The 20,172-nt window shown below is 52.4% G+C and carries 16 protein-coding genes; 8 read left to right on the top strand and 8 right to left on the bottom strand.

Features of this window, described 5'->3' with window-relative positions; all coding sequences use genetic code 11:
- Positions 1-148: 148 nt before the first annotated feature.
- The 4 genes from EJP87_RS04205 to EJP87_RS04190 all read right to left on the bottom strand — a co-directional run bounded on the left by EJP87_RS04205 (position 149) and on the right by EJP87_RS04190 (position 4,971).
- A complete protein-coding gene (locus tag EJP87_RS04205; protein ID WP_193771129.1) occupies positions 149-2,257 on the bottom strand; it encodes an ATP-binding protein in 2,109 nt (702 codons plus the stop codon).
- Positions 2,258-2,646: 389 nt separating this feature from the next.
- Entirely contained in the window at positions 2,647-3,234 is a 588-nt protein-coding gene (locus EJP87_RS04200) for a FlgO family outer membrane protein (RefSeq protein ID WP_130470610.1), read from the bottom strand.
- Positions 3,231-3,902, bottom strand: a complete 672-nt coding sequence (locus tag EJP87_RS04195) for a FlgO family outer membrane protein (RefSeq protein ID WP_130470609.1) — start codon at positions 3,900-3,902, stop codon at positions 3,231-3,233. The genes EJP87_RS04200 and EJP87_RS04195 overlap by 4 nt, the downstream gene beginning before the upstream one ends.
- A 28-nt stretch (positions 3,903-3,930) precedes the next feature.
- Positions 3,931-4,971 carry a type IV pilus twitching motility protein PilT gene (locus EJP87_RS04190; RefSeq protein ID WP_130470608.1) on the bottom strand — a complete coding sequence of 347 codons (1,041 nt, stop codon included), beginning with the start codon at positions 4,969-4,971 and terminating at the stop codon, positions 3,931-3,933.
- Positions 4,972-5,205: 234 nt separating this feature from the next.
- Here EJP87_RS04190 and recA point away from each other — a divergent pair, with 234 nt between their 5' ends.
- The 3 genes from recA to EJP87_RS04175 are packed head-to-tail and all read left to right on the top strand — an operon-like array spanning position 5,206 to position 9,896.
- On the top strand, positions 5,206-6,354 hold the full coding sequence (gene recA / locus EJP87_RS04185) for a recombinase RecA (protein WP_130470607.1): 1,149 nt from the start codon (positions 5,206-5,208) through the stop codon (positions 6,352-6,354).
- Complete coding sequence (parC, locus tag EJP87_RS04180) at positions 6,351-8,657, top strand: DNA topoisomerase IV subunit A (RefSeq protein ID WP_227657447.1); 2,307 nt, start codon at positions 6,351-6,353, stop codon at positions 8,655-8,657. Before recA ends, parC begins: the two co-directional genes overlap by 4 nt.
- Before the next feature lie 18 nt (positions 8,658-8,675).
- Positions 8,676-9,896 (top strand): SEL1-like repeat protein, encoded by a 1,221-nt coding sequence (locus tag EJP87_RS04175; RefSeq protein ID WP_130470606.1) that lies wholly within the window; start codon positions 8,676-8,678, stop codon positions 9,894-9,896.
- Positions 9,897-9,982: 86 nt separating this feature from the next.
- Here EJP87_RS04175 and EJP87_RS04170 read toward each other — a convergent pair whose 3' ends face one another.
- The 4 genes from EJP87_RS04170 to EJP87_RS04155 all read right to left on the bottom strand — a co-directional run bounded on the left by EJP87_RS04170 (position 9,983) and on the right by EJP87_RS04155 (position 14,582).
- Positions 9,983-10,894, bottom strand: a complete 912-nt coding sequence (locus EJP87_RS04170; protein WP_130470605.1) for a hypothetical protein — start codon at positions 10,892-10,894, stop codon at positions 9,983-9,985.
- On the bottom strand, positions 10,884-11,636 hold the full coding sequence (locus tag EJP87_RS04165; protein ID WP_130470604.1) for an IS1 family transposase: 753 nt from the start codon (positions 11,634-11,636) through the stop codon (positions 10,884-10,886). The genes EJP87_RS04170 and EJP87_RS04165 overlap by 11 nt, the downstream gene beginning before the upstream one ends.
- Positions 11,637-11,816: 180 nt before the next feature.
- A complete protein-coding gene (gene glnA, locus EJP87_RS04160) occupies positions 11,817-13,238 on the bottom strand; it encodes a type I glutamate--ammonia ligase (protein WP_130470603.1) in 1,422 nt (473 codons plus the stop codon).
- A 48-nt stretch (positions 13,239-13,286) separates the two neighbouring features.
- On the bottom strand, positions 13,287-14,582 hold the full coding sequence (locus EJP87_RS04155; RefSeq protein ID WP_130470602.1) for an ammonium transporter: 1,296 nt from the start codon (positions 14,580-14,582) through the stop codon (positions 13,287-13,289).
- Between the two features lie 358 nt (positions 14,583-14,940).
- Here EJP87_RS04155 and EJP87_RS04150 point away from each other — a divergent pair, with 358 nt between their 5' ends.
- The 5 genes from EJP87_RS04150 to EJP87_RS17650 all read left to right on the top strand — a co-directional run.
- Positions 14,941-15,906: an ABC transporter ATP-binding protein gene (locus EJP87_RS04150; protein WP_130470601.1), complete on the top strand. Its 966-nt coding sequence runs from the start codon at positions 14,941-14,943 to the stop codon at positions 15,904-15,906.
- Positions 15,903-16,670 (top strand): ABC transporter permease subunit, encoded by a 768-nt coding sequence (locus tag EJP87_RS04145; protein ID WP_130470600.1) that lies wholly within the window; start codon positions 15,903-15,905, stop codon positions 16,668-16,670. Before EJP87_RS04150 ends, EJP87_RS04145 begins: the two co-directional genes overlap by 4 nt.
- Positions 16,671-16,685: 15 nt before the next feature.
- On the top strand, positions 16,686-18,107 hold the full coding sequence (locus tag EJP87_RS04140; RefSeq protein ID WP_130470599.1) for a GldG family protein: 1,422 nt from the start codon (positions 16,686-16,688) through the stop codon (positions 18,105-18,107).
- Between the two features lie 16 nt (positions 18,108-18,123).
- The gene (locus tag EJP87_RS04135; protein WP_130470598.1) at positions 18,124-19,452 is read left to right on the top strand and encodes a DUF4340 domain-containing protein; all 1,329 of its coding nucleotides are present in this window, start codon (positions 18,124-18,126) and stop codon (positions 19,450-19,452) included.
- A gap of 462 nt (positions 19,453-19,914) precedes the next feature.
- Positions 19,915-20,172 (top strand): hypothetical protein (locus tag EJP87_RS17650; RefSeq protein ID WP_193771128.1); only part of this gene is annotated, 258 nt, incomplete at its 3' end.

The following is a 20,172-nucleotide window of genomic DNA, read 5'->3' as shown; positions in this document are numbered from 1 at the left end:
CTGACCCAACTGGCAGAATCACCGCGAAAACGTAAGCGACAAATGGCTGTATCGGGGAAAACATGTTAGCGCATATGGGGAGGTGCCCTCCCTGGACCCGCAATGGTTTTTGGTGGTGAATAGTTACAAAACAGCGTCTATTCAGCCCCTAAGCAACGTTTTCGATCACCTCCAACAATTTTTTCTTGCCGATGGGTTTGGCCAGGAACAGAGTACAGCCTGCATCCAGGCTGTGTTGACTCTCTTCGGCGAAGGCATGGGCGGTCAAGGCGACAATAGGGAGGGGAGGGCGTCCCTGCTCCTCTTCCCAGCGGCGAATGCTGCGTGTGGCCGTATAACCATCCATAATCGGCATCTGCACATCCATAAAGAGCAAATCGAGAGGGGGATCAGCCTGTTTGACCATATTGAGCGCCTCTTCGCCATTGCTGGCAAAAAAGAGGATATGGGGAGTCTGTTTCAGATAGGCTTGCAGCAGCACCTGGTTATCTTCTGAGTCATCGGCAATCAGGATCTTTTTGCTGCTGCTGACTGTTTTGTCGCTGGTGGTGGCAGGGGTTTCGACAGGGGTGCTGCTTGGTGGTGCAGCCTGGCGCAGGGGCAGAAAGATGTGAAAGCTGCTGCCCACGCCGAGCTTGCTCTCCACGCGCATCGAGCCACCCATCAACTCCACCAGTTTGCGCGATATGGTGAGTCCCAGGCCAGTACCGCCATAGCGGCGACTGATTCCGGCATCAGCTTGCGAGAAGGCAGCAAAGATCTGTTCCAACTGATTGGCAGGGATGCCAATACCGGTATCGGTTACCAGGAGATGCAGTCGTGGCACGGGCTCGAGGGTACAGGAGGCGGTCAAGGTGATCTCACCCTTTTCGGTAAACTTGATGGCGTTGCCGAGCAGATTAAAGAGAATCTGGTTCAAACGCGGACCATCCAGCAGCAGCCACTCAGGCAGTTTTGCATCCCACCGGCAGGAGAGCTGTAGCGCTTTGCTGTCGGCCAAAACCCGCAGCAAATCGGTCAACTCCTGGAGTTGTTTTTGCAGCAATAACGGCTCATCCTGAATGCGCAGATGTCCCGCTTCAATTTTGGAGAGATCAAGGATTTGATTGATCAAGGCCAGCAGATTGGCTCCTGAGCTGCGCAGACGTTGCACAAATTGCTGTTGTTCCGGGTTGAGCGGACTCTCTTGCAGCAGTTCAGTCATGCCGATCACCACATTCATGGGGGTGCGGATCTCATGGCTCATGGCGGAGAGGAAGGCGCTTTTACTTTGATTGGCGGCCTCTGCAGCCTCTTTGGCTTGAAGAAGCTCCTGTTCGATGCGTTTGCGTTCGGTCACCTCTCGTTGCAGCTTGCGGTTCCAGAAGAGCACAAAGCCGGTTATCAACAACAAGGTTGCTCCCAGGGGCAGACCCCAGGTCAGAAGAGTGACCAGATCCAGGCCAAATTGTACCTGGACCGCCAACCAGGCATTTTCGATGGCGGCTTTATCCCGCGTACTCAAAGCCTGGAGACCTTTATCCAGGATGATGGCCAATTCCGGCCAATCCTTGCGCACGGCCATGGAGAGTTCAAAAGTATACTGGGTGGGGGCGGCAATCTTGATATTGATCAGACGACGATTGCGGATTTCATAGGTGATAGCCCCCAGATTATCGACCACAGCATCCAGATGACCGCGTTCCAGGGCAAGGAGCCCCGAAGCCAAGGAGTCGAGCAATACCAATGGAATGTCAGGATACTCTTTGCTCAGTCGTTCGTGGGTGATATAGCCCTTGACCACACCCACTTTGCGACCGGCCAGGTCGGTCAGGCCGGCGATGGAGTGATTGTTGTTTTTGGTGGCGATGACCACCGGAAAGGAGATATAGGGCTTGGTAAAATGAAGAAACTGTTCACGTTCTGCGGAGCGGGCCACTGCCGGGAGCAGATCGATCTCCCCAATGCGCACTTTTTCCAATACCTGGGCCCAGGTCAACCCCAATACGGGTTGGATCTCTATGCCCAACCATGCAGCGAGGGATTCAATATAGCTGGCGCTGATGCCACTGAACAATTTTTTTTCATCGAGGAAGGCAAAGGGGGGCCAGGAAAAGTCGTCACCGAGGCGGATATGGTGGTGTTGGGTGAGCCAATGCCGTTCTGTTGCGCTCAAGTTGATAGGGGAGGAAGAGGAGATGTCAGGGGTATGGGTCGCGCCGGCAACGGGCCACAACAGCAGCAAGAGAGCAAAGAGGAGAGAGAGGGGTCGCTGCATAGGGAGGTTCCTGGGGAAATTCTGTTCTTCCAAAAACAGAAACGGCAGCATTATAGCACATATTTATCTTGAGATACAGTGCTTAAGCGTGCAAAAAAGTGCCGAACTCTTGCATATTCTTTTTTATGACTCTATCAGGCATGCTTGGTTCAGAGTTGTTTTGTGATGCGTGTACTGGTTGAGTGCAGAATAAAATATTATCTTGCTTGTGCCATTGGTTAAGCCAAGCAGTCGCTGCGGTCGCTTCTGGTGTTTTTGACGGCTACCAAAAATAGCGCAGTTGCATAGAGGGATTGGAGAGCAGGGGGAGTGGTACTCTATTGGAGCAGTTGGAGAGTCTGCACTCTGCCACTAGGGACAGAGTGCAGAAAAAGCCGTGATGGCACCAATCAAGTACCGGGTTCCAGCAGAGCGCGCAGCTCACGGGTGAGGGGAATTTTATAATCCTGTGAGCCAATGACTACCCCACCTTTGACCATGACCAATTGGGTATTGACATACAACATGCTTGGTGTGGCGACATAACTGCCGACCAGAACGGCAGAAGCGTTATGGAACTCGGCAATCTTTTCCAGTTCCCGCGAAAGGAGAAATTGCCCCTCTCCCTCCCCTTTAACCAGACGCACACTCTTGCGCAACTTGATCTCAACCACCGAAAAACCGGCCTGAGTCAGGCGCGAAGAGACCTGCTGGGCCAGCATGCGTCCCATGGCCGAAGATTGTTCCAGGTTTTTGTCATCGACAAAGCTGGCTGGAAGGATGGTCTGCCGGGGTTTAAGTTTTTCCCGTGATTGGGCAACCAGGCTGTCGGCAGCCAAATAACTGGCCTCCTCCAGGCCCAAATGACGTTGCTCACCGACTGGCTGGGAAACCAAGGGATAGTCTGGATGTTGGGCCATGCAGCCGGTCAACATGAGGGCGCCAGCAAGCAGCAAAGCCCACTTGCGCAAAGGAGCTGTTGCGGTACGATTCATCATTTATCTACCACCTCCATATTGGTTCCCCCACCTAGACTCATCAACAAATCACGGGCATTTTCACCCAGGGGCAGGCGCAGATCGGCAGAGGCCAGCACGTGACGGGTTTTAATCTCGACAATCTTTACCGTAAAATCGAGCAGACTGCGCGACTCGGTATAGCTGCCAACCACAGCCGCATAGGCACGATTTTCCTGGAACAGTTTATCGATATCGCGCGATAACATGAACTCTCCATGCTCTTTGCGGATGGAAAACTCTTTGCGCAACTTTGGTTCCAGAACGGTATAGCCATGTTGGGTGATGCGCGAGGAGACATGGTCGGCCATCACCATGCCCATCTCCGAGCTGAGATCCATATTGCTGCGGTTGACAAAAGTAGCTACCAACAGCGGATGATGATATCCCAATGGAGGATGGTTTTTGCGCAATTCAGCCACCAAACCATCGGCCAGCATATAACCAACCCGTATCAAGTCGGCTTCACCATTGGCGGCGGCAGGAACTTCCAAAAAGGAGGATCCAGGTTGCGGCTCCAGGTTCAATGCGGAGGAGAGTGTGCCGGCAGCAGCGGGGAGCGCTGCAACCGTCAAACCCATCGCCAACGCGAGCGGAGCCAAGGCGGAGAGTGCAAATCTGAGTGGATGGATATTCATCAGCTTATTCATGAAATCTCTTTTTCCGATGGCAACAGGATTAAACGAAAGAGTCCTTGATATTGGCTTGGTCATGCGCCACTTTGCGACTGATCATGCCGGCGGTAACGAGTTCCTGCAAAGATTGTTCCAAGGTTTGCATACCCACTTGACGCCCAGTCTGCATGGCAGAATACACCTGGGCAAGTTTGTTTTCACGGATCAAATTGCGAATAGCGGGGGTGGCCATCAAGATTTCGTAGGCGGCAACACGACCACCGTTGCTTTTAGGCAGCAGTTGTTGGGAGACAATCGCCTGCAGTGAAGTAGAGAGCATGCTGCGAATCATCTCTTTTTCTGCTGCCGGGAAGACATCGATAATGCGATTGATGGTCGAAGAGGCAGAGGTGGTATGCAGAGTTGCAAGGACCAAATGGCCGGTTTCTGCCGCCGTCAAGGCCAGACGAATGGTCTCCAGATCACGCATTTCCCCAATCATGATCACATCGGGATCGGCGCGCAGAGCCGAGCGCAGCGCGGCAGCAAAGCTGAGGCTGTTTTGGCCAATCTCCCGTTGTGTGATTAATCCATCTTGCTCTTTATGAACAAATTCAATGGGATCTTCCAAGGTCAGGATATGTGCTGAATCCACTCTGTTTCTGAGCTCAATCATGGCAGCCAAGGTGGTCGATTTGCCCGATCCGCTTGGACCAGTCAGCAACACCAAGCCACGCGCCATGCGCGAAAGCTGAGTCAATATTTCCGGTGCTTTTATCTGGTTCAGAGTAGGGATTTCTTTAGGGATAACCCTGAAAGCCAGCGCGATGCCGCGTTGTTGATGAAAAACATGGACGCGAAAACGGCCTGACTCAGGGTTGGAAAAAGAAAAATCAACCTCCTGAAGGGCAGCGCATTTTTTGCTTTGCGTCTCATTCATGAGGCTGTTGGCAAACGCAAGCAGTTGATTGTGTTCAAATGGAGGGATATCGGAGAGCAGGCGCATCTTGCCGTCAAGGCGGAACATGGGTTTCATCCCTGCCGATAAATGCAGATCAGAAGCTCCAAAGTTAACCATAACGGTCAGTAATTTTGCAAAATCCATCGAGGCAATTCCCTGGTACCACCTGTTGCAGCCATTTAATCGCATTTCCACTACCAACCGTCACAAGATACGCATTTTTTCGCGAATTGGCAAAAGGTTCTTTTTGAGCTCTGTTTTAGGAGAGAAAAATCTGTTAATCTGTGACCGAAAAGCCGGATAATCGGTGGAATTGCTTGCTGAAATGGTTCGGCTGGCTCATTAGTGAACACTTTCATTGTCAATAAAGGAGAACTCATGGCACTGGATAGCAATAAGGCCAAAGCTTTGGATGCGGCCATCGCCCAGATTGAACGGCAGTGCGGAAAAGGTTCCATCATGCGGATGAGTCCGGATGCGGTGCAGTCGGTACCGGTTGTTTCCACTGGTTCATTGGGTTTGGACATGGCTTTGGGGATTGGTGGCTTGCCCAGGGGGCGGGTGATCGAAATCTTTGGCCCGGAATCATCTGGTAAAACGACTCTCGCCCTGCATGTGGCTGCTGAAGCGCAAAAGTTGGGTGGAGTAGCCGCATTCGTTGATGCCGAACATGCCATGGATCCCAGCTATGCCCGCCATTTAGGGGTGGATGTCGATCAATTGTTGATCTCGCAGCCGGATACGGGAGAGCAGGCGCTGGAGATTGTCGATATGCTGGTGCGTTCCGGGGCGGTGGATCTGGTGGTGGTGGACTCGGTGGCGGCTCTCACCCCCAAAGCCGAGATTGAAGGAGATATGGGTGATTCGCATGTGGGGCTGCAGGCCCGTTTGATGTCACATGCCTTGCGTAAATTGACCGGCTCCATCTCCCGTTCCAATGCCATTGTTTTGTTTATCAACCAGATTCGCATGAAAATTGGTGTCTCTTTTGGCAATCCTGAGACCACCACCGGCGGCAATGCCCTCAAATTTTATGCTTCGGTGCGTTTGGATATTCGCCGGGTAGGATCACTCAAAGACAAGGAAGAGGTGGTAGGTAACCGTACCAAGGTCAAAGTGGTGAAAAACAAGATGGCTCCACCGTTCCGCAGTGCCGAGTTTGACATCGATTATGGTACTGGCATCTCGATAGCCGGCGAGATTTTGGATCTGGCCGTCGAGTCGCGTCTGGTGGAAAAATCCGGTGCCTGGTATGCCCGCAATGGCGAACGCATTGCCCAGGGGCGGGAAAATGCCAAAAAATATTTGTCGGAAAATCATGCCATGCTCTACGAACTGGAGGATCAACTGCGTGCAGCCAATGGTATGCCCGCCAAGGATCGCAGTGGCGGCACGGCAGGAAACGCGGTCTCCTTCACCACGCCGGTGATGAAAAGCGGTAAAGGGGGCGGGCGCTCCTATGGCAGCGGTCGCAGAGGTGCGGAAGTGGAGGTGGAAAACGATATGGAGTTTGAGGATCTCTCATGAACATGGCAGATGCCGCCATGCTGACTGATGTGCCGATTCGTCTGGAGTTGGAGAGCCGCTATCTGGCCTATGCGCTCTCCACCATCATCAGCCGTTCTTTGCCGGATGTACGCGATGGGTTGAAACCGGTGCATCGGCGCATCTTGTTTGCCATGCGCGGATTGCACCTGGATCCTGGTTCGGCCTATAAAAAATCGGCGCGGGTGGTAGGCGATGTCATCGGTAAATACCATCCGCATGGTGATCAGGCCTCTTATGAAGCCATGGTGCGTTTGGCGCAAGAGTTTGCAGTACGCTATCCGTTGGTGGATGGACAGGGCAACTTTGGCAATGTGGATGGCGACAGTGCTGCCGCCATGCGTTATACCGAGGCGCGCCTGACGCGAGTAGCCAGTGCTCTGCTGGAGGATTTGGATCGGGAAACAGTTGATTTTATCGATACCTATGATGGATCTTCCCGCGAACCATTGGTGTTGCCGGCCCGATTTCCCAATTTGTTGGCCAACGGTTCGACCGGTATTGCCGTAGGGATGTCAACAGCGATTCCGCCGCACAATGTCGGAGAGATTGTCGATGCCTGCCGTCTGCTGATTGCCAATCCCCAGGTGGAGATTGGCGAATTGATGCGTGTTTTGCCTGGACCGGACTTTCCTTCTGGAGGGGTGTTGATGGCCACGGAAGAGGAGCGTCTGGAGCTTTATCAAACCGGCAAGGGGAGTTTGCGCTTGCGCAGTCGCTGGTTCAAAGAGGAGGTGCCCTATGAAAAAGGGGGGCCACGCGGCGCTTGGCGTCTGATCATTAGTGAAATTCCTTATCAAGTCAGCAAATCCCGTCTGATTGAACGCATTGCCCAACTGATTTTGGGCAAGCAATCTCCCTTTTTGGCTGATGTGCGCGATGAATCGGATAGTGCCATCCGTATTGTTCTGGAGCCGCAATCGAGCCGACTCGATCCCGAGCGGATCATGGCCTATCTGTTCAAGAATACCGATTTGGAGGTACGGGTTGCGGTCAACCTGAATGTGATTACCGCCAGCACCCGGCCACAGGTGTTAAACTTGAAAGGGTTGTTGCGAGCCTGGTTGGATCATCGCTATGAGGTGTGGAGCCGGCGCAGCCAGCATGAGTTGGCTGGAATCAAGGGGCGACTGCATCTTTTGGCGGCCTATCTGTTGGTGCATTTGAATATTGATGAGGTGGTGGCCATCATCAAGGAGCATGATGAACCGGCACCGGTATTGATGAGTCGTTTTGCCTTGGATGCCGAGCAGGCCGAGGCGGTATTAAATTTACGTTTGCGAGCGTTGCGCCGTTTGGAGGAGATGCACATCCGTCGCGAAATGGCCGAAAAAGAGGCGCGGGCGGAATATTTGCGCGCTTTGTTGGCGGACGAGCAATTATTGTGGCAGGCCATTGATGAGGAGTTGCAACAGACCAGGAAAGAGTTTGCCGATCCGCGACGCACTGAGCTGACTTTGCCGCCGCAAGAGCCGGTCCTCAAGCCGGAAGAGATGACTTTGCGCGAACCGTTGACGGTGATTTTGTCGAGCAAGGGGTGGGTGAAGGCGATTCGTGGCTATGAAGATCCTGATATCAGCAAGTTGCGTTTCAAGGGGGATGATACGCTGCTGCAGACGATTCGCGCCTATACCACCGATACCATCTCTTTTGTCAGCCGCTCTGGTAAACTTTTTTCCATTCTGGCGGATCGTCTGCCGGCAGGAAAGGGGTTTGGCGAACCGTTGACGGTGTTGTTTGATATGGAGGGGATGGATCCGGTAGTGTGGGCGATGGTGGTGGAGAGTCAACGGGAATATTTGGTGGCAACCCGTTTGAGTCAAGGATTTCGGATCAAAGGCAGTGATTTGTTATCGACCCATCGGGCCGGAAAGCAGGTGATCCAGTTCAAAGAGGAGGATCAATTGCTGCACATTCGCCCGGTGTTGGGGAGCATGGTGGCAGCGATGACGCCGCGCATGTTGTTGATCTGTGCGTTGCAGGAGTTTCCGTTGTTGCCACGGGGCAAGGGGGTACGGATTCAGCGTTTGGCACGTGCGGAGTGGCTGGTGGATGTGATCACCTTTAATCCTGAGGAGGGGGTGGTTTTGGACTCCGGCAAGCGACAGAAGCGTTTGAATGATCTGCAGGCTTGGTTGGGGAGTCGGGCCAATCGGGGAGGGTTGCTGCCCTATGGTTTTTTGAGTGGGGCAACCTTTGTCGGACATGGAGGGGCATCCATGATGTATCGGGAGGAGCCGTTACCGACGGTGACGGTGGAATTGCCATTGGAGGGGGTAGACTAGCGGAAGTTCGAGGGCGGGATGATGGCCAATAATCTATTCGCAGTAATTGTAGCCGCTTGTGTGGTATTGGTGGTAGTGGCGGCCTATTTATGGTGGCGGCATCGCCACCATCAGCAGCATCATTATCCTCATGAAGCCCATGGAGAGCGGAGCCGCCATCGCCCGTTTTTGCGGGAGCGGGCGATGGCGCGGCGCACTGCGTCGAGTCGCAAGCGTGCTGCAGTAACGCAGGTTGCCGGACATGAGGCGGAGCCCTATCCCAGTGGTCAGTCGGTGACAGGGATGGTTCCCGATAGCCCTGTATTGGCAAAGGTGGCTCCACAAAAGAGTGCGGAAGAGAAAGGGGTGGTGCAGCGGCTTCATGAGTTGGCTGAGCATGGGGATATGGAGGCACAATTTACGCTTGCCCGTTTGTACCACAAGGGGGAGCAGGATGTGCTACGCGATGATGAGCAGGCATTAAAATGGTTGCGCATGGCAGCCGATCAGGGGCATCCGATGGCGCAGCTTAATCTGGGGCGCATCTATTACAGCGGCAAGCATTTGGAGCGCAATGATCTGGAGGCGATTCACTGGTTCAGTCGTTCGGCCTATCAGGGCAATGCGTTGGCGCGCTTTGAGTTGGGGGCGATGTATTTGGAGGGAAGAGGGGTTGGGCAATCCTATGCCGAGGCGTTGCACTGGTTTCGCATGGCAGCGGAACAGGGGGAGCCTCGGGCACAGTTTAATTTGGGTTTGATGTTTCACAGTGGACGTGGTGTACAGCGTGATCCGGGAGCCGCTCTGCATTGGAGCCGCAAAGCGGCGGAGCAGGGGGATGCGCGAGCACAAAATTTATTAGGATTGTTTTACAAACAGGGTGTGGGGACAGAGGTGGATTTGGCGGAGGCGGTCAAATGGTATCGTCTGGCGGCAGAGCAGGGCAATAGTGCAGCGCAGTTTAGCATGGGGGTGATGTTTGAAAAGGGGGAGGGTGTCGAGCGTGATGAGGAGGAGGCGATACGCTATTATTTGCGTGCGGCGGTGCAGGGCGAGGTGATGGCGCAGTTTAATTTGGGGGTGATGTATGCCAAGGGACGAGGTGTAGCCAAGGATTTGGTGCAGGCCTATGTTTGGTTGAATCGGGCGGCACAACGCGAACAGAATTTAGCGCGATTTTGTACGTTGGTGACCAAACAGATGAGCCCCGAGCAGGTTGCCCAGGCCGACGAAATGGTGCGCAACGGGCGGCCAAGATAGGGAAGAGTATTTTTGTATTGGTATGAATTTATAGCAGATTTTTGCATATGGCATATTCAACAGTAACAAAAATTGTATTTCAAGAATTATGTATATAAATTGTTTGTTTTTTGATGTGGAGCAAAAATTTTAGCTAACGAAATGTAACTCCTTGCTGATGCGAATGAGGTGTGATACATAAATTTATGATTTGTGTATTTGTTGGTTATTGCAAGTTTCCGTAATTCGTTCGACTTCGGTGGTGCCCTATATTGACCTAACTGGTAGAGCAGGAAACGAAATCCACTCCTGAACAGTCCATACATGGCCGGGGCAAGGCCCGCAGCCATAGATGGTGTTCTGGCACGCCATCTCCCGTGATCCTGAATGCGGAGTGTGCGTACTGGCCAGCAGAAATTATTACTGTATGATACAAAATAAGTCATTGCATTGTGAGTATCCCAATCTTTTGAAAAACGGTAACTCTTGCGGGTTTTTCTGGCATTCTGACCACGGTCAGTGGTGTTGAGTCGCTCGACAAATGAGGTGTTGATAAAAAGGCTGACGATCGAACGTGCCAACCACAGGACCAGTAATTCTATAGTACCAAATACAACGGTCCTCTTGACCTTCACAACCCGCCCCTTCTTGCGGGTTTTTCTGACCGTTGCATAACATAAATCTTTTGGTATTTTACGCTTAGGTTTTGGTGGACGGCCAATTCCAGGCTTTTTTGGCTGCGCGATATCTTTTCCATAAGCCTGTGCTATTGCCGTCTGGTAGGGAGCATGCTCATCGGAGGTGAGCAGCAAATCCGTCCTGCCTCCTGTACGTTGTTTTACCTCATCGACAACTTGACAGCAGTGTTTCGCAGTACGTTTCCCAGGGACAACTACCAACAACAAACGACTCTCAGGGTCGATCGCTGTGTGATCCCAATTGTCACCATGTTCCTCCTCTTCTAGATCACAGTGTTCCTCTTTTTCAAACACAAAAGACCATTTTTCATCAAATTGCACTTCCCGTGTCAGAGGGGGAAAAAGCAACCATCTCGTTGTGCATCGAGAGTGCGTGTTTTCCGCTTAATCTTGCCAAGCGAATCACGGTGCTTTGATGGACATGCACCAGACGAGAGGTCTGACGCACACCAACACCCTCTCTCAGATGTTCCACGACAGAAATCGCTTTTTCTTCGGGGATGCGACTGTGTTCAAGTACACTTCCTTTCCTCTCAGAAAAATACTTCCCGCATGTTTCGCAATGCAACCCGCGAATTTTTTTGGAATGCCCGCTCCACCCATGCCAACGCAAATTGCCCTTGGCGCGGACACCAAAATCAGAACACTCTGGGTTGCGGCAACAAAATGCTTCAATCTGGTGCATTTTCCCACCTCCACTGGCATGAAATTCATCTGCACTCATCATGCGCTTATTAATGCCAGTAAGATTTGCAAAAACTTCCATGCAATCAGTGGTTAGGTCAATGCGAGGCACCACCCAATTCTGCATCTCCCCGCTTGGTTTGGAAAGCAACTCTTCCCTATTTGGCATGGCAAGCGCATTTGCCAATTTCCTCACTGTTGCCACAAGCGAAACTGTGCATGTCGGGCGTCCGCCCTCCCAAAGAGTGCCCCTTCGGGGCACAAATCTGTGCGGCGTGCGCGAATGCTTAAGCATTCGCTTTTGTGAAACGCCGCACATTACCAGCAGTGCTTTGCCCTGCACCCACCAGGAGGAGATAATCTCCGCCTGGACCTCCATAATAGTTTCCTGATTTTTAAATGCGATTGCCCTGCCATATTTGGTTTGTTAATGCCGTTGCACCTTTGTTACAAAAAAAGCAAGTCGCAAAAACAGCCCAGTCACAAAAAAACTTGGAGGCTTTCGCCTCCAAGTGTGTACTGCACAAACAGCAACGGCTGTATAGTCTGCAAAACAGCATTAGACGCTGTAATACATCTCAAACTCAACCGGGTGCGGGGTATGCTCGGTGCGATAGACCTCTTCCATTTTCAATTTGATCCAGGCATCGATCAGATCATCACTGAACACATCACCCTTTTTCAGATATTCGCGATCGGCATCCAACGCAGACAAAGCTTCACGCAAGGATCCGCAGACTGTGGGGATCAGTTGCAGCTCTTCCGGCGGCAGATCATAGAGATTTTTATCCATGGGAGCGCCCGGATCGATAGCGTTCTCGATTCCGTCCAAACCGGCCATCAACAAAGCAGCAAAGGCGAGGTAGGGGTTGGAGGCGGGATCGGGGAAGCGGATCTCGCAACGTTTGCCCTTGGGCGAGGAGGAGGCGGGAATACGAATACTCGCCGAACGGTTGCGGGCGGAGTGGGCCAACAACACCGGTGCCTCAAAACCTGGAATCAAACGTTTGTAGGAGTTGGTGGTGCAGTTGGTAAAAGCATTCAAGGAGCGGGCATGCTTTTTGATGCCACCAATGAAATGCAGGGCCATGTCAGAGAGATCGGCATAACGATTGCCGGCAAACATGGGCTTGCCATTTTTCCACAAGGACATGTGCACGTGCATGCCAGAGCCATTGTCACCACCCATCGGTTTGGGCATGAAGGTGACAGTTTTACCGGCGCTGTGTGCGACATTGTGCACGACATATTTATATTTTTGGATATTGTCGGCCATGGTCAACAGGTCGGAGAACTGCATGTCGATCTCGCACTGACCGGCAGTCGCCACCTCATGATGATGAAATTCGATGATGATGCCCATCTCTTCCATCAGCATGGACATTTCCGAACGCAGATCCTGGAAGGAGTCTACCGGAGGTACTGGGAAATAGCCGCCTTTGACGCCTGGGCGATGACCGGTATTGCCCTCTTCATAATCGGTATCGGTGTTCCAGCTTCCCTCTTCCGAATCGATAACCGACAACACGCTGTTGATGCTGACTTTGTAACGAACGGAATCGAAGATAAAAAATTCCGCTTCCGGTCCGCAAAAGCAGGTATCGGCGACACCGCTGAATTGCAGATAAGCGCCGGCCCGTTTGGCCACGGCCCGGGGATCGCGGCTGTAGCCTTCACCGGTGAAGGGATCGACCACATCGCAAATCAGGATCAGGGTGGTGGCATCGGTAAAGGGATCCAAAGTTGCCGTGCTGGCATCCGGTTTGAAAACCATGTCTGATTGGTGAATTTCGCACCAACCGGCGATTGATGAGCCGTCAAAACCGAAACCGCTTTCAAAGACCTCTTCGGTCAAGCGACGAGCTGGAGTGGTGATATGTTGCCATTTGCCACGAAAATCGGTAAACCGAAAGTCAACAAACTTGACATCGTGCTCCTCAATCATGGCCAAAGCCTTACGAATCGCATCCTGGTCTGACATGCCCAATTCCTCTTCTGCTGCTAATGATGAATAGAAAAACGTCCAAATTTATAGATTGTAACCCTTCTCGTCGTGGAACACCAGGTCCAATCCTTCGGTCTCCTCTTCCGAAGAGACCCGCAAACCGATAGTGGCGTCAATTGCTTTGCAGATCACATAGGTCAGGCCGCCACTCCATACGGTGGTTGCCAACACTCCGAGCAATTGTACCCACAGTTGCCCGCCCATGGTAGCGGTTGGCGTGCTGTAGCCCAAGCCGCCCATCAATGGTGCTGCCAGGAGAGCTGTCATCAAGGTTCCGATCACACCTCCCACGCCGTGCACCGGTGAGACATCCAGTGAATCGTCAATTTGCAATTTACGTTTCACAAACTGTGTGGCCAAATAGCAGACCACACCGGCCACGATGCCAATCAACATGGCACCGATTGGGGTAATAAATCCAGAAGCAGGTGTCACGGTGCCCAGACCGGCCACCATGCCGGTAACGATACCCAAAATACTGGGCTTGCCATGGCGAATCCACTCCATGGACATCCAGGCCAGCGAACCGGCGGCGGCAGCGGTATGGGTAGAGAGCAGGGCCATTCCAGCCGAACCATTGGCTGCCAGGGCGCTTCCGGCGTTAAAGCCAAACCAGCCGACCCACAACATGGCCGCACCGGTAAAGACCATGGTCATGTTGTGCGGCAACATCAAGGTTTGCGGAAAACCTCGCCGCTTGCCCAAAACAACGGCTGCGACCAGGGCTGCAATACCGGCATTGACATGGACCACCGCCCCTCCGGCAAAATCCATAAAGCCCAGTTTGGACAGCCAGCCGCCCCCCCAGACCCAATGACAGACCGGAGCATAGACAAAAATCAACCATAAGACCGAAAACCACAGCACAGCCGAAAATTTCATTCTTTCGGCAAAGCCACCGATCACCAGTGCCGGGGTGATGATGGCAAAGGTCATCTGGAATGCGGAGAAGACAGTTTCCGGAATGCCATTGCTGACTGTATCGACGCCGACGCCAGCAAGAAAGCTTTTTTCCAGGCCGCCAATCCAATCTTGCAGCACACCACCGTCACCAAAGGCCAGGCTGTAGACAAAGCCAAACCAGAGTACCGAGACCAGACAGGTGATGGCAAAGCATTGCATGAAGATGGAAAGCACATTTTTGGTGCGAACGATGCCCCCGTAAAAAAGTGCCAACCCTGGCAAGGTCATAAACAGAACCAAGGCAGTGGAGGTCAACATCCAGGCGGTATTGGCCGGATTGACTGTCTCGTCGGCGCCCCAGGCCACAGCGGGCAGCAACAGAGCTGCGGCCCATAAAACAGATCTGCTTCCCTTCATCTCCCCTCTACTCCCTTTCACTTCACGATAAACTGGCAAAAATTTACTCTGGACAAACTGTCAAAGATTCGCTGCCTGCTTACAAGAAATACGCCATGATGATTTTATTGGTTTAACTTGTAGTAATTATTATATATTTTTCTGTTTGTCCAGCATTTGATTTTCAGTAAAAGCATAAAAACAAGGCAAGAAGATTGTATTTTAAGCAGTGTCTGCATATTTTTTAAGCATGCTGCTGAGTAGATTACTTGCTTCCAGGGGGGGAAATTATTCGCCTCCTCTTGCGAGATGGCACTATTAACCCTATATTTTCGCTTGATGTCGGAACCAATCCATACATGTGAATCAGGAACTCATCATGCAGGAAACTATGATTGAAATCACTGGCCTGAGCCGCTTTTACGGTCCAACCAAAGCGTTGGATGCGATCAGCTTGCAGGTGCAGCGTGGCGAAGTGATGGGATTTTTAGGTCCCAATGGCGCCGGAAAAACCACAGCCATGCGTATTTTGGCTGGTATCCTTTCTCCCAGCGAAGGCAGCGTGCGCATTGCAGGACTGGACATGATTGCCAATCCAGTCGAGGCGCGAGCCAAAATTGGCTTTTTGCCTGAATCGCCGCCGATTTATGGCGAGATGACCGTGCGTGAATATTTGCACTATTTGGCTGCTTTGCGTCGTGTTGATGCCGATCATCTCTCCTCTGCCGTGGCGCAGGCGATGGATCGTTGCGGCTTGACCCATGTGGCCGATCGCCTGTTGCGCAACCTTTCCAAAGGCTATCAACAACGCGCCGGTATTGCCCAAGCCATCGTGCACAGCCCCGAAGTGGTAATTCTGGATGAACCAACCGTGGGGCTGGATCCCATTCAAATCCGCGAAATACGTCAGTTGATTCGTGACTTGGGGGGGGAGCATTCGGTGCTGCTGTCAACCCATATTCTGCCAGAGGTGCGCATGACCTGTAATCGGGTCGCTGTGATCAACCAAGGGCGCATCGTCGCAGATGATACCCTGGAGGGGCTGGAACAGAAGGCTGCCAGCAAAGCGGCATTTTTTATGCGTTGGTTGTGTCCTCCCGATCTGGCTGTTTTGCAAAACATTCCTGGGGTGGCACAGGTGCGTGCCAAGGAAGGAGGATGGATGATTACACCCATCGCTGACCAGGATCCCATTCCAGAACTGCTGCAACAATCGGTGGCGCAAGGATGGGATTTGCGTGAACTGTTGCCGGCCAGCAACTCTTTGGAAGAGATCTTCCTCCATCTGACCACCCGCGAAGAGGATTCCCTCTCCCCCGTCAACAGCCAGGAGGAGTCTGTATGAGAGCCATCCTGATTATTGCCAGTCGGGAACTGCGCAGCATGTTTCTGTCGCCTCTGGCGTGGACCCTATTGGCGGTATTGTTCGCCATCTCTGCCTACATGTTTATGGCAGCAGTTTTTAACTATCAAATCAAACTGGTGCAGTTTCAGGCCTATGGCGAGATCGGTAAACTCTCCTTGACCGATTGGACCATCTCGCCGATGTTGGGCAATGCTGCAGTCTTGTTGCTGCTGATTATGCCCATGGTTACCATGCGTTTGTTTGCTGACGAAAAACGTCGCGGTACCTGGACTGCACTTGCCTCTTCTCCGCTCTCTTCGATGGAGATCATTCTCGGCAAATATCTTGGCCTGCTCTATTTTTTAGCCATCACGGTTCTTTTGCTGGCCCTGCCGCCGCTCCTGCTCTTTCTGTTCGGCAAGCCCGATCCGGGACAGACGGTGTCGGGACTGCTTGGCCTGTTTTTGCTCTCCGCTGCTTTTGGAGCGGTTGGTCTGGCAACCTCCAGTGCTACGGATAACCCGGTTGTTGCTGCGTTGAGCGCTTTTGGGGTGTTGCTGCTGCTGTGGGTTGCCTCCTGGATGGGCGAAGCAGGAGGATCGGCTTTGGGAAGTGTGTTGAGCTATCTCTCTATCACCAATCATTACCAAAACTTTTTGACCGGGGTGATCAGCAGTACCGATTTGGTCTATTTTCTCTTGCTGGCTGCCGTTGGTCTGCTGTTTGCCCGGCAACGCTTGGCTGCGGAACGGATCCAGGGCTGAGGGAAGGAAACAGTGATGAATATGAATCGTGTTACCCGTACCAATTTGCGTCTGCAAAGCGCCTCTCTGGGGTTGATTCTCTTTTTGCTGGTGTTGTTGCTGGCCTATGCCAGCCATCGCTATCCTCTGCGTTGGGACTGGACGACCGCCCAGCGCAACTCCTTGGCCGAACAATCCATCAAAGCCATTAAAGCCTTCGACAAAGGAATCAACGCCACAGTTTATGTCCAGGAACAGGGCGAGCAAAGAACACATTTGCAAAATTTGTTGGAAAAATATCGCGCCGCCAATCCTGAACTGCAGGTTCGTTTTGTCGATCCCGATTTGGATCCCTCCGCAGCACGGCAAGCCGATGTGGCCATGTATGGCACGATTGTTTTTCGGGCGGGTGATAAAACGGAAAAGCTGACCGAATCCAATGAGGAGTCGGTCACCAATGCTTTGATTCGTCTCTCCAAGGGGGGGAGCAAAACCATCCGTTTTATCAGCGGTCATGGTGAGCACTCCTTCTCTGACAAAGCCGAACCGATCCCGGAACGCAAAAGCTTAAGCGGCGGTGCGGAACGCCTTGCCTATAGCAAAGCGGTCTCGCTGTTGAAAGGGGAAGGCTATCAGGTTTTGCCGATCAATCTGGCCGAAAGCGAAAAGATACCGGAGGGTACCGTTGCGCTGGTACTGGCAGGAGCGCGCAGCACGCTGCTTCCGGTCGAGGTGGAGCGTTTGCAACAGTGGTGGGAAGCGGGTGGTCGTCTGCTCTTTTTGCATGGTGCACCGGTGCGTACTGGTCTGGAAGAGTGGATGAAAAAGTTGGGTATCACCATGCTGGAAGGTTTGGTGGTCGATCCGGTTGCCCGTCTGTTTGGTGGAGGGGTCACCACCCCTTTGGTAAACCAATATGATGGAGATCATCCGATTACCCGCAATTTGCAGGCGGCCTCATTCTTTCCAGAGGCGCGGGGATTGCGTTTGGAGGAGGGTAAAGGGGATGACAAGGCAATGCCCTCCGCTGCCTCCTCTGCCGTGCGTCTGCTGTCAGGTGCCGAACGGGGCTGGTTGAAAGTTGGTTATAACCGTGGTGGCGATAACGCCGATACCGCTGCTCTGGAATTTAACCCCAATGTGGACCAACGGGGGCCCATTTTGTTGGGTGTGACTCTGCAGCAGGAGAAAAAGCGTTTGGTGGTGGTGGGCAACTCCAACTTTGCTGCCGATGCCTATGTGGGTTTTTCCGGCAATACCGATCTCTTTTTGAATATGGTGCGCTGGTTGGCTGAAGATGAAAATTTTATTGCCATCAAGGCCAAAGAGGTGACCGATTCCGGATTGGTCCTCTCCCAGGAGGGTGGATTGTTGCTGTTTGGTGGTTTAGTGCTGACAGTGCCGCTTGCTTTACTGTTGCTTGGCTTTACCATCTGGAGAAAACGTAAAAACCTGTAATCATCAAGAGGTTGCCATGTCTGAATCCTCTTCCATGGCCAAGGGGTGGCGGATACAAATTGCCCTGTTGCTGTTATTGCTCAGTGGGGCAGCTCTGCTGTGGTGGCTGGAACTAAGGGAAACACAACGCACGGCCGAGGAAAAAAGTTCTCGTCTGATTGGTAAGTTTGCGCCCAACAGCGTCAAAAAGGTGCAGTTTTGGCGACCGGCGCGGGAAAAAGGCAAAGAGGGCAATGCCTTGACCATCGTGCGCAACGAACTGCCCAAAGAAGCAGGCTCTCTGCCTTCCAGTCGCTGGCAGATCCAGTTGCCAGAGCGTGTGCGCACCAGTGATGCGGCGGTGGAACAATTATTGGCCATTCTGAGCGAAAGCTATGAGCAAAAGGTAACCGACAAGGTCACTGATCCAGCCGCTTTTGGTCTGGATAGCCCTGTGGCGGTGCTGACGGCCTATAATGAGGCAGAACAAGCTGTTCAAATCAGTTTGGGGATGAGTGCTCCTGCCAGTCGAAAACGCTATATCCAGATTGGTGTGGATGGTCCGGTTGTGTTGGTGCCCCCGAAACTGGTCGATGGCCTGATGCAGCAGCAGGATGGATTTCGCGATAAACATCTGTTTGCCAGACAGATGGCTTCCGGAATTGAAAAATTTACCCGTGAACGTCCCAATGAACGTTTGGAGTTAAACAAGAAAGATAAACAGTGGTGGCTGCTCTCTCCCATTCAGGATATGGCTTCGGAAAATCGGGTCAACCATCTGTTGGAGACTCTGACACAAGCGCAAGGCAATAGTTTTGTCGCCTTGCCGGCCGACGAAACAACCGCAGTGGCAGAGGATTGGTTGCTGACGCTGCACTTTTCCGACCAACAAGAACGGGTGCGTCTGCAACGACGGGATAACCGTTTGTTGGCTTGGCGGGCTGGTGAGCCGGATGCCATGGTTTTGGATGCCCATTTGGCTGAGGAGTTAAACAAACCGGCCATGGAGTTGATAGCCTTGCGTCCGCTGGAGCAGGGTGTGCAAATCAAAAAATTGGAAATTTCCCATCGTGGCAAGTCACAAAATGCCAGCAAACAGGGTGAGGAGTGGGAAAAACCGGTTTGGAAGGGGATAGAAGAGGTGTTGACTCGCGATGCCTGGCGTGGTGTCAAAGCCAAAGATCGCGGCGAACCTTGGCTGCAGATTGTGGTTCGACAGGATGAACGACACTGGCAGATTCCCTTCTGGAAAGAGGGAGAATCCCTCTTTCTGGCCCCAGCCAATCGTTCTTTGCAACTGGAATTGACCCACTATCAGGCCAAATCGTTTCTGGATACCATCAAAGCTCTTTTCCCGGAAGAATAAGCCCTGCCAACCTGCCTGGGCAATTGCCTTGTCGCACACTCGTGCACAGGCAATTGCCCACTTTCCGGCAGAATAAGTCGCGCCAACCTGCCCGGCCATTGCCTTGTTGCACACTTGCACGCAGGCAATGGCTCTCTTTATGATGCGCTAATTTTTGCTTGCATAAAAAATTGGTATGGTTTTTGTTAATGGTATGCCCATAGGATATGTGCCATTCTGTTGCGCCGCTCCTTGAGCGTTTCCAGTGCCTGTTATTGAGAAAAATTTGATCTTTACGCTCTTTTTTGCGTAGGAGAATAAGGGGCATATTTGTTATGCTTAAAAGCTAACAGTTCCAGGGGAGTGGGTGTTGGTGCACAAGCCACGCCTCTTGCCGGGCTGCTGTTGTGTCGGTTTTCACTACATATGTAAACAATTTTTACGGTTTTGTGTAACCAGATCAGTCAAAAGGGATAGAATATCATGGCTTCTTATACCGGTTCATCGAGCACTTTGGCAGCAGTGACTGATCTGGCGGCCAACAATTCACCTGCAACCAACACGGATGATATTCTCAACGGTGTAAGCACCGCCATACTCAACGGCTTGCAATCCTCTGCCCTGAGCACAGCAACTATCGCCCAACTGGATTATCTCAGCTCTTTGCAATTGACCAGCCTGGCTGATACCCAGCTCAATGGCTTGACCTCGCTGCAATTGCGCTCCCTGGTCGCGACACAG

This window comes from Candidatus Magnetaquicoccus inordinatus, from assembly GCF_004217665.1.
In the GTDB taxonomy this organism is placed as follows: Bacteria; Pseudomonadota; Magnetococcia; order Magnetococcales; family Magnetaquicoccaceae; genus Magnetaquicoccus; species Magnetaquicoccus inordinatus.
Note: the sequence above shows the minus strand (reverse complement) of the source record. Positions and strands in the feature narration are given on the sequence as shown.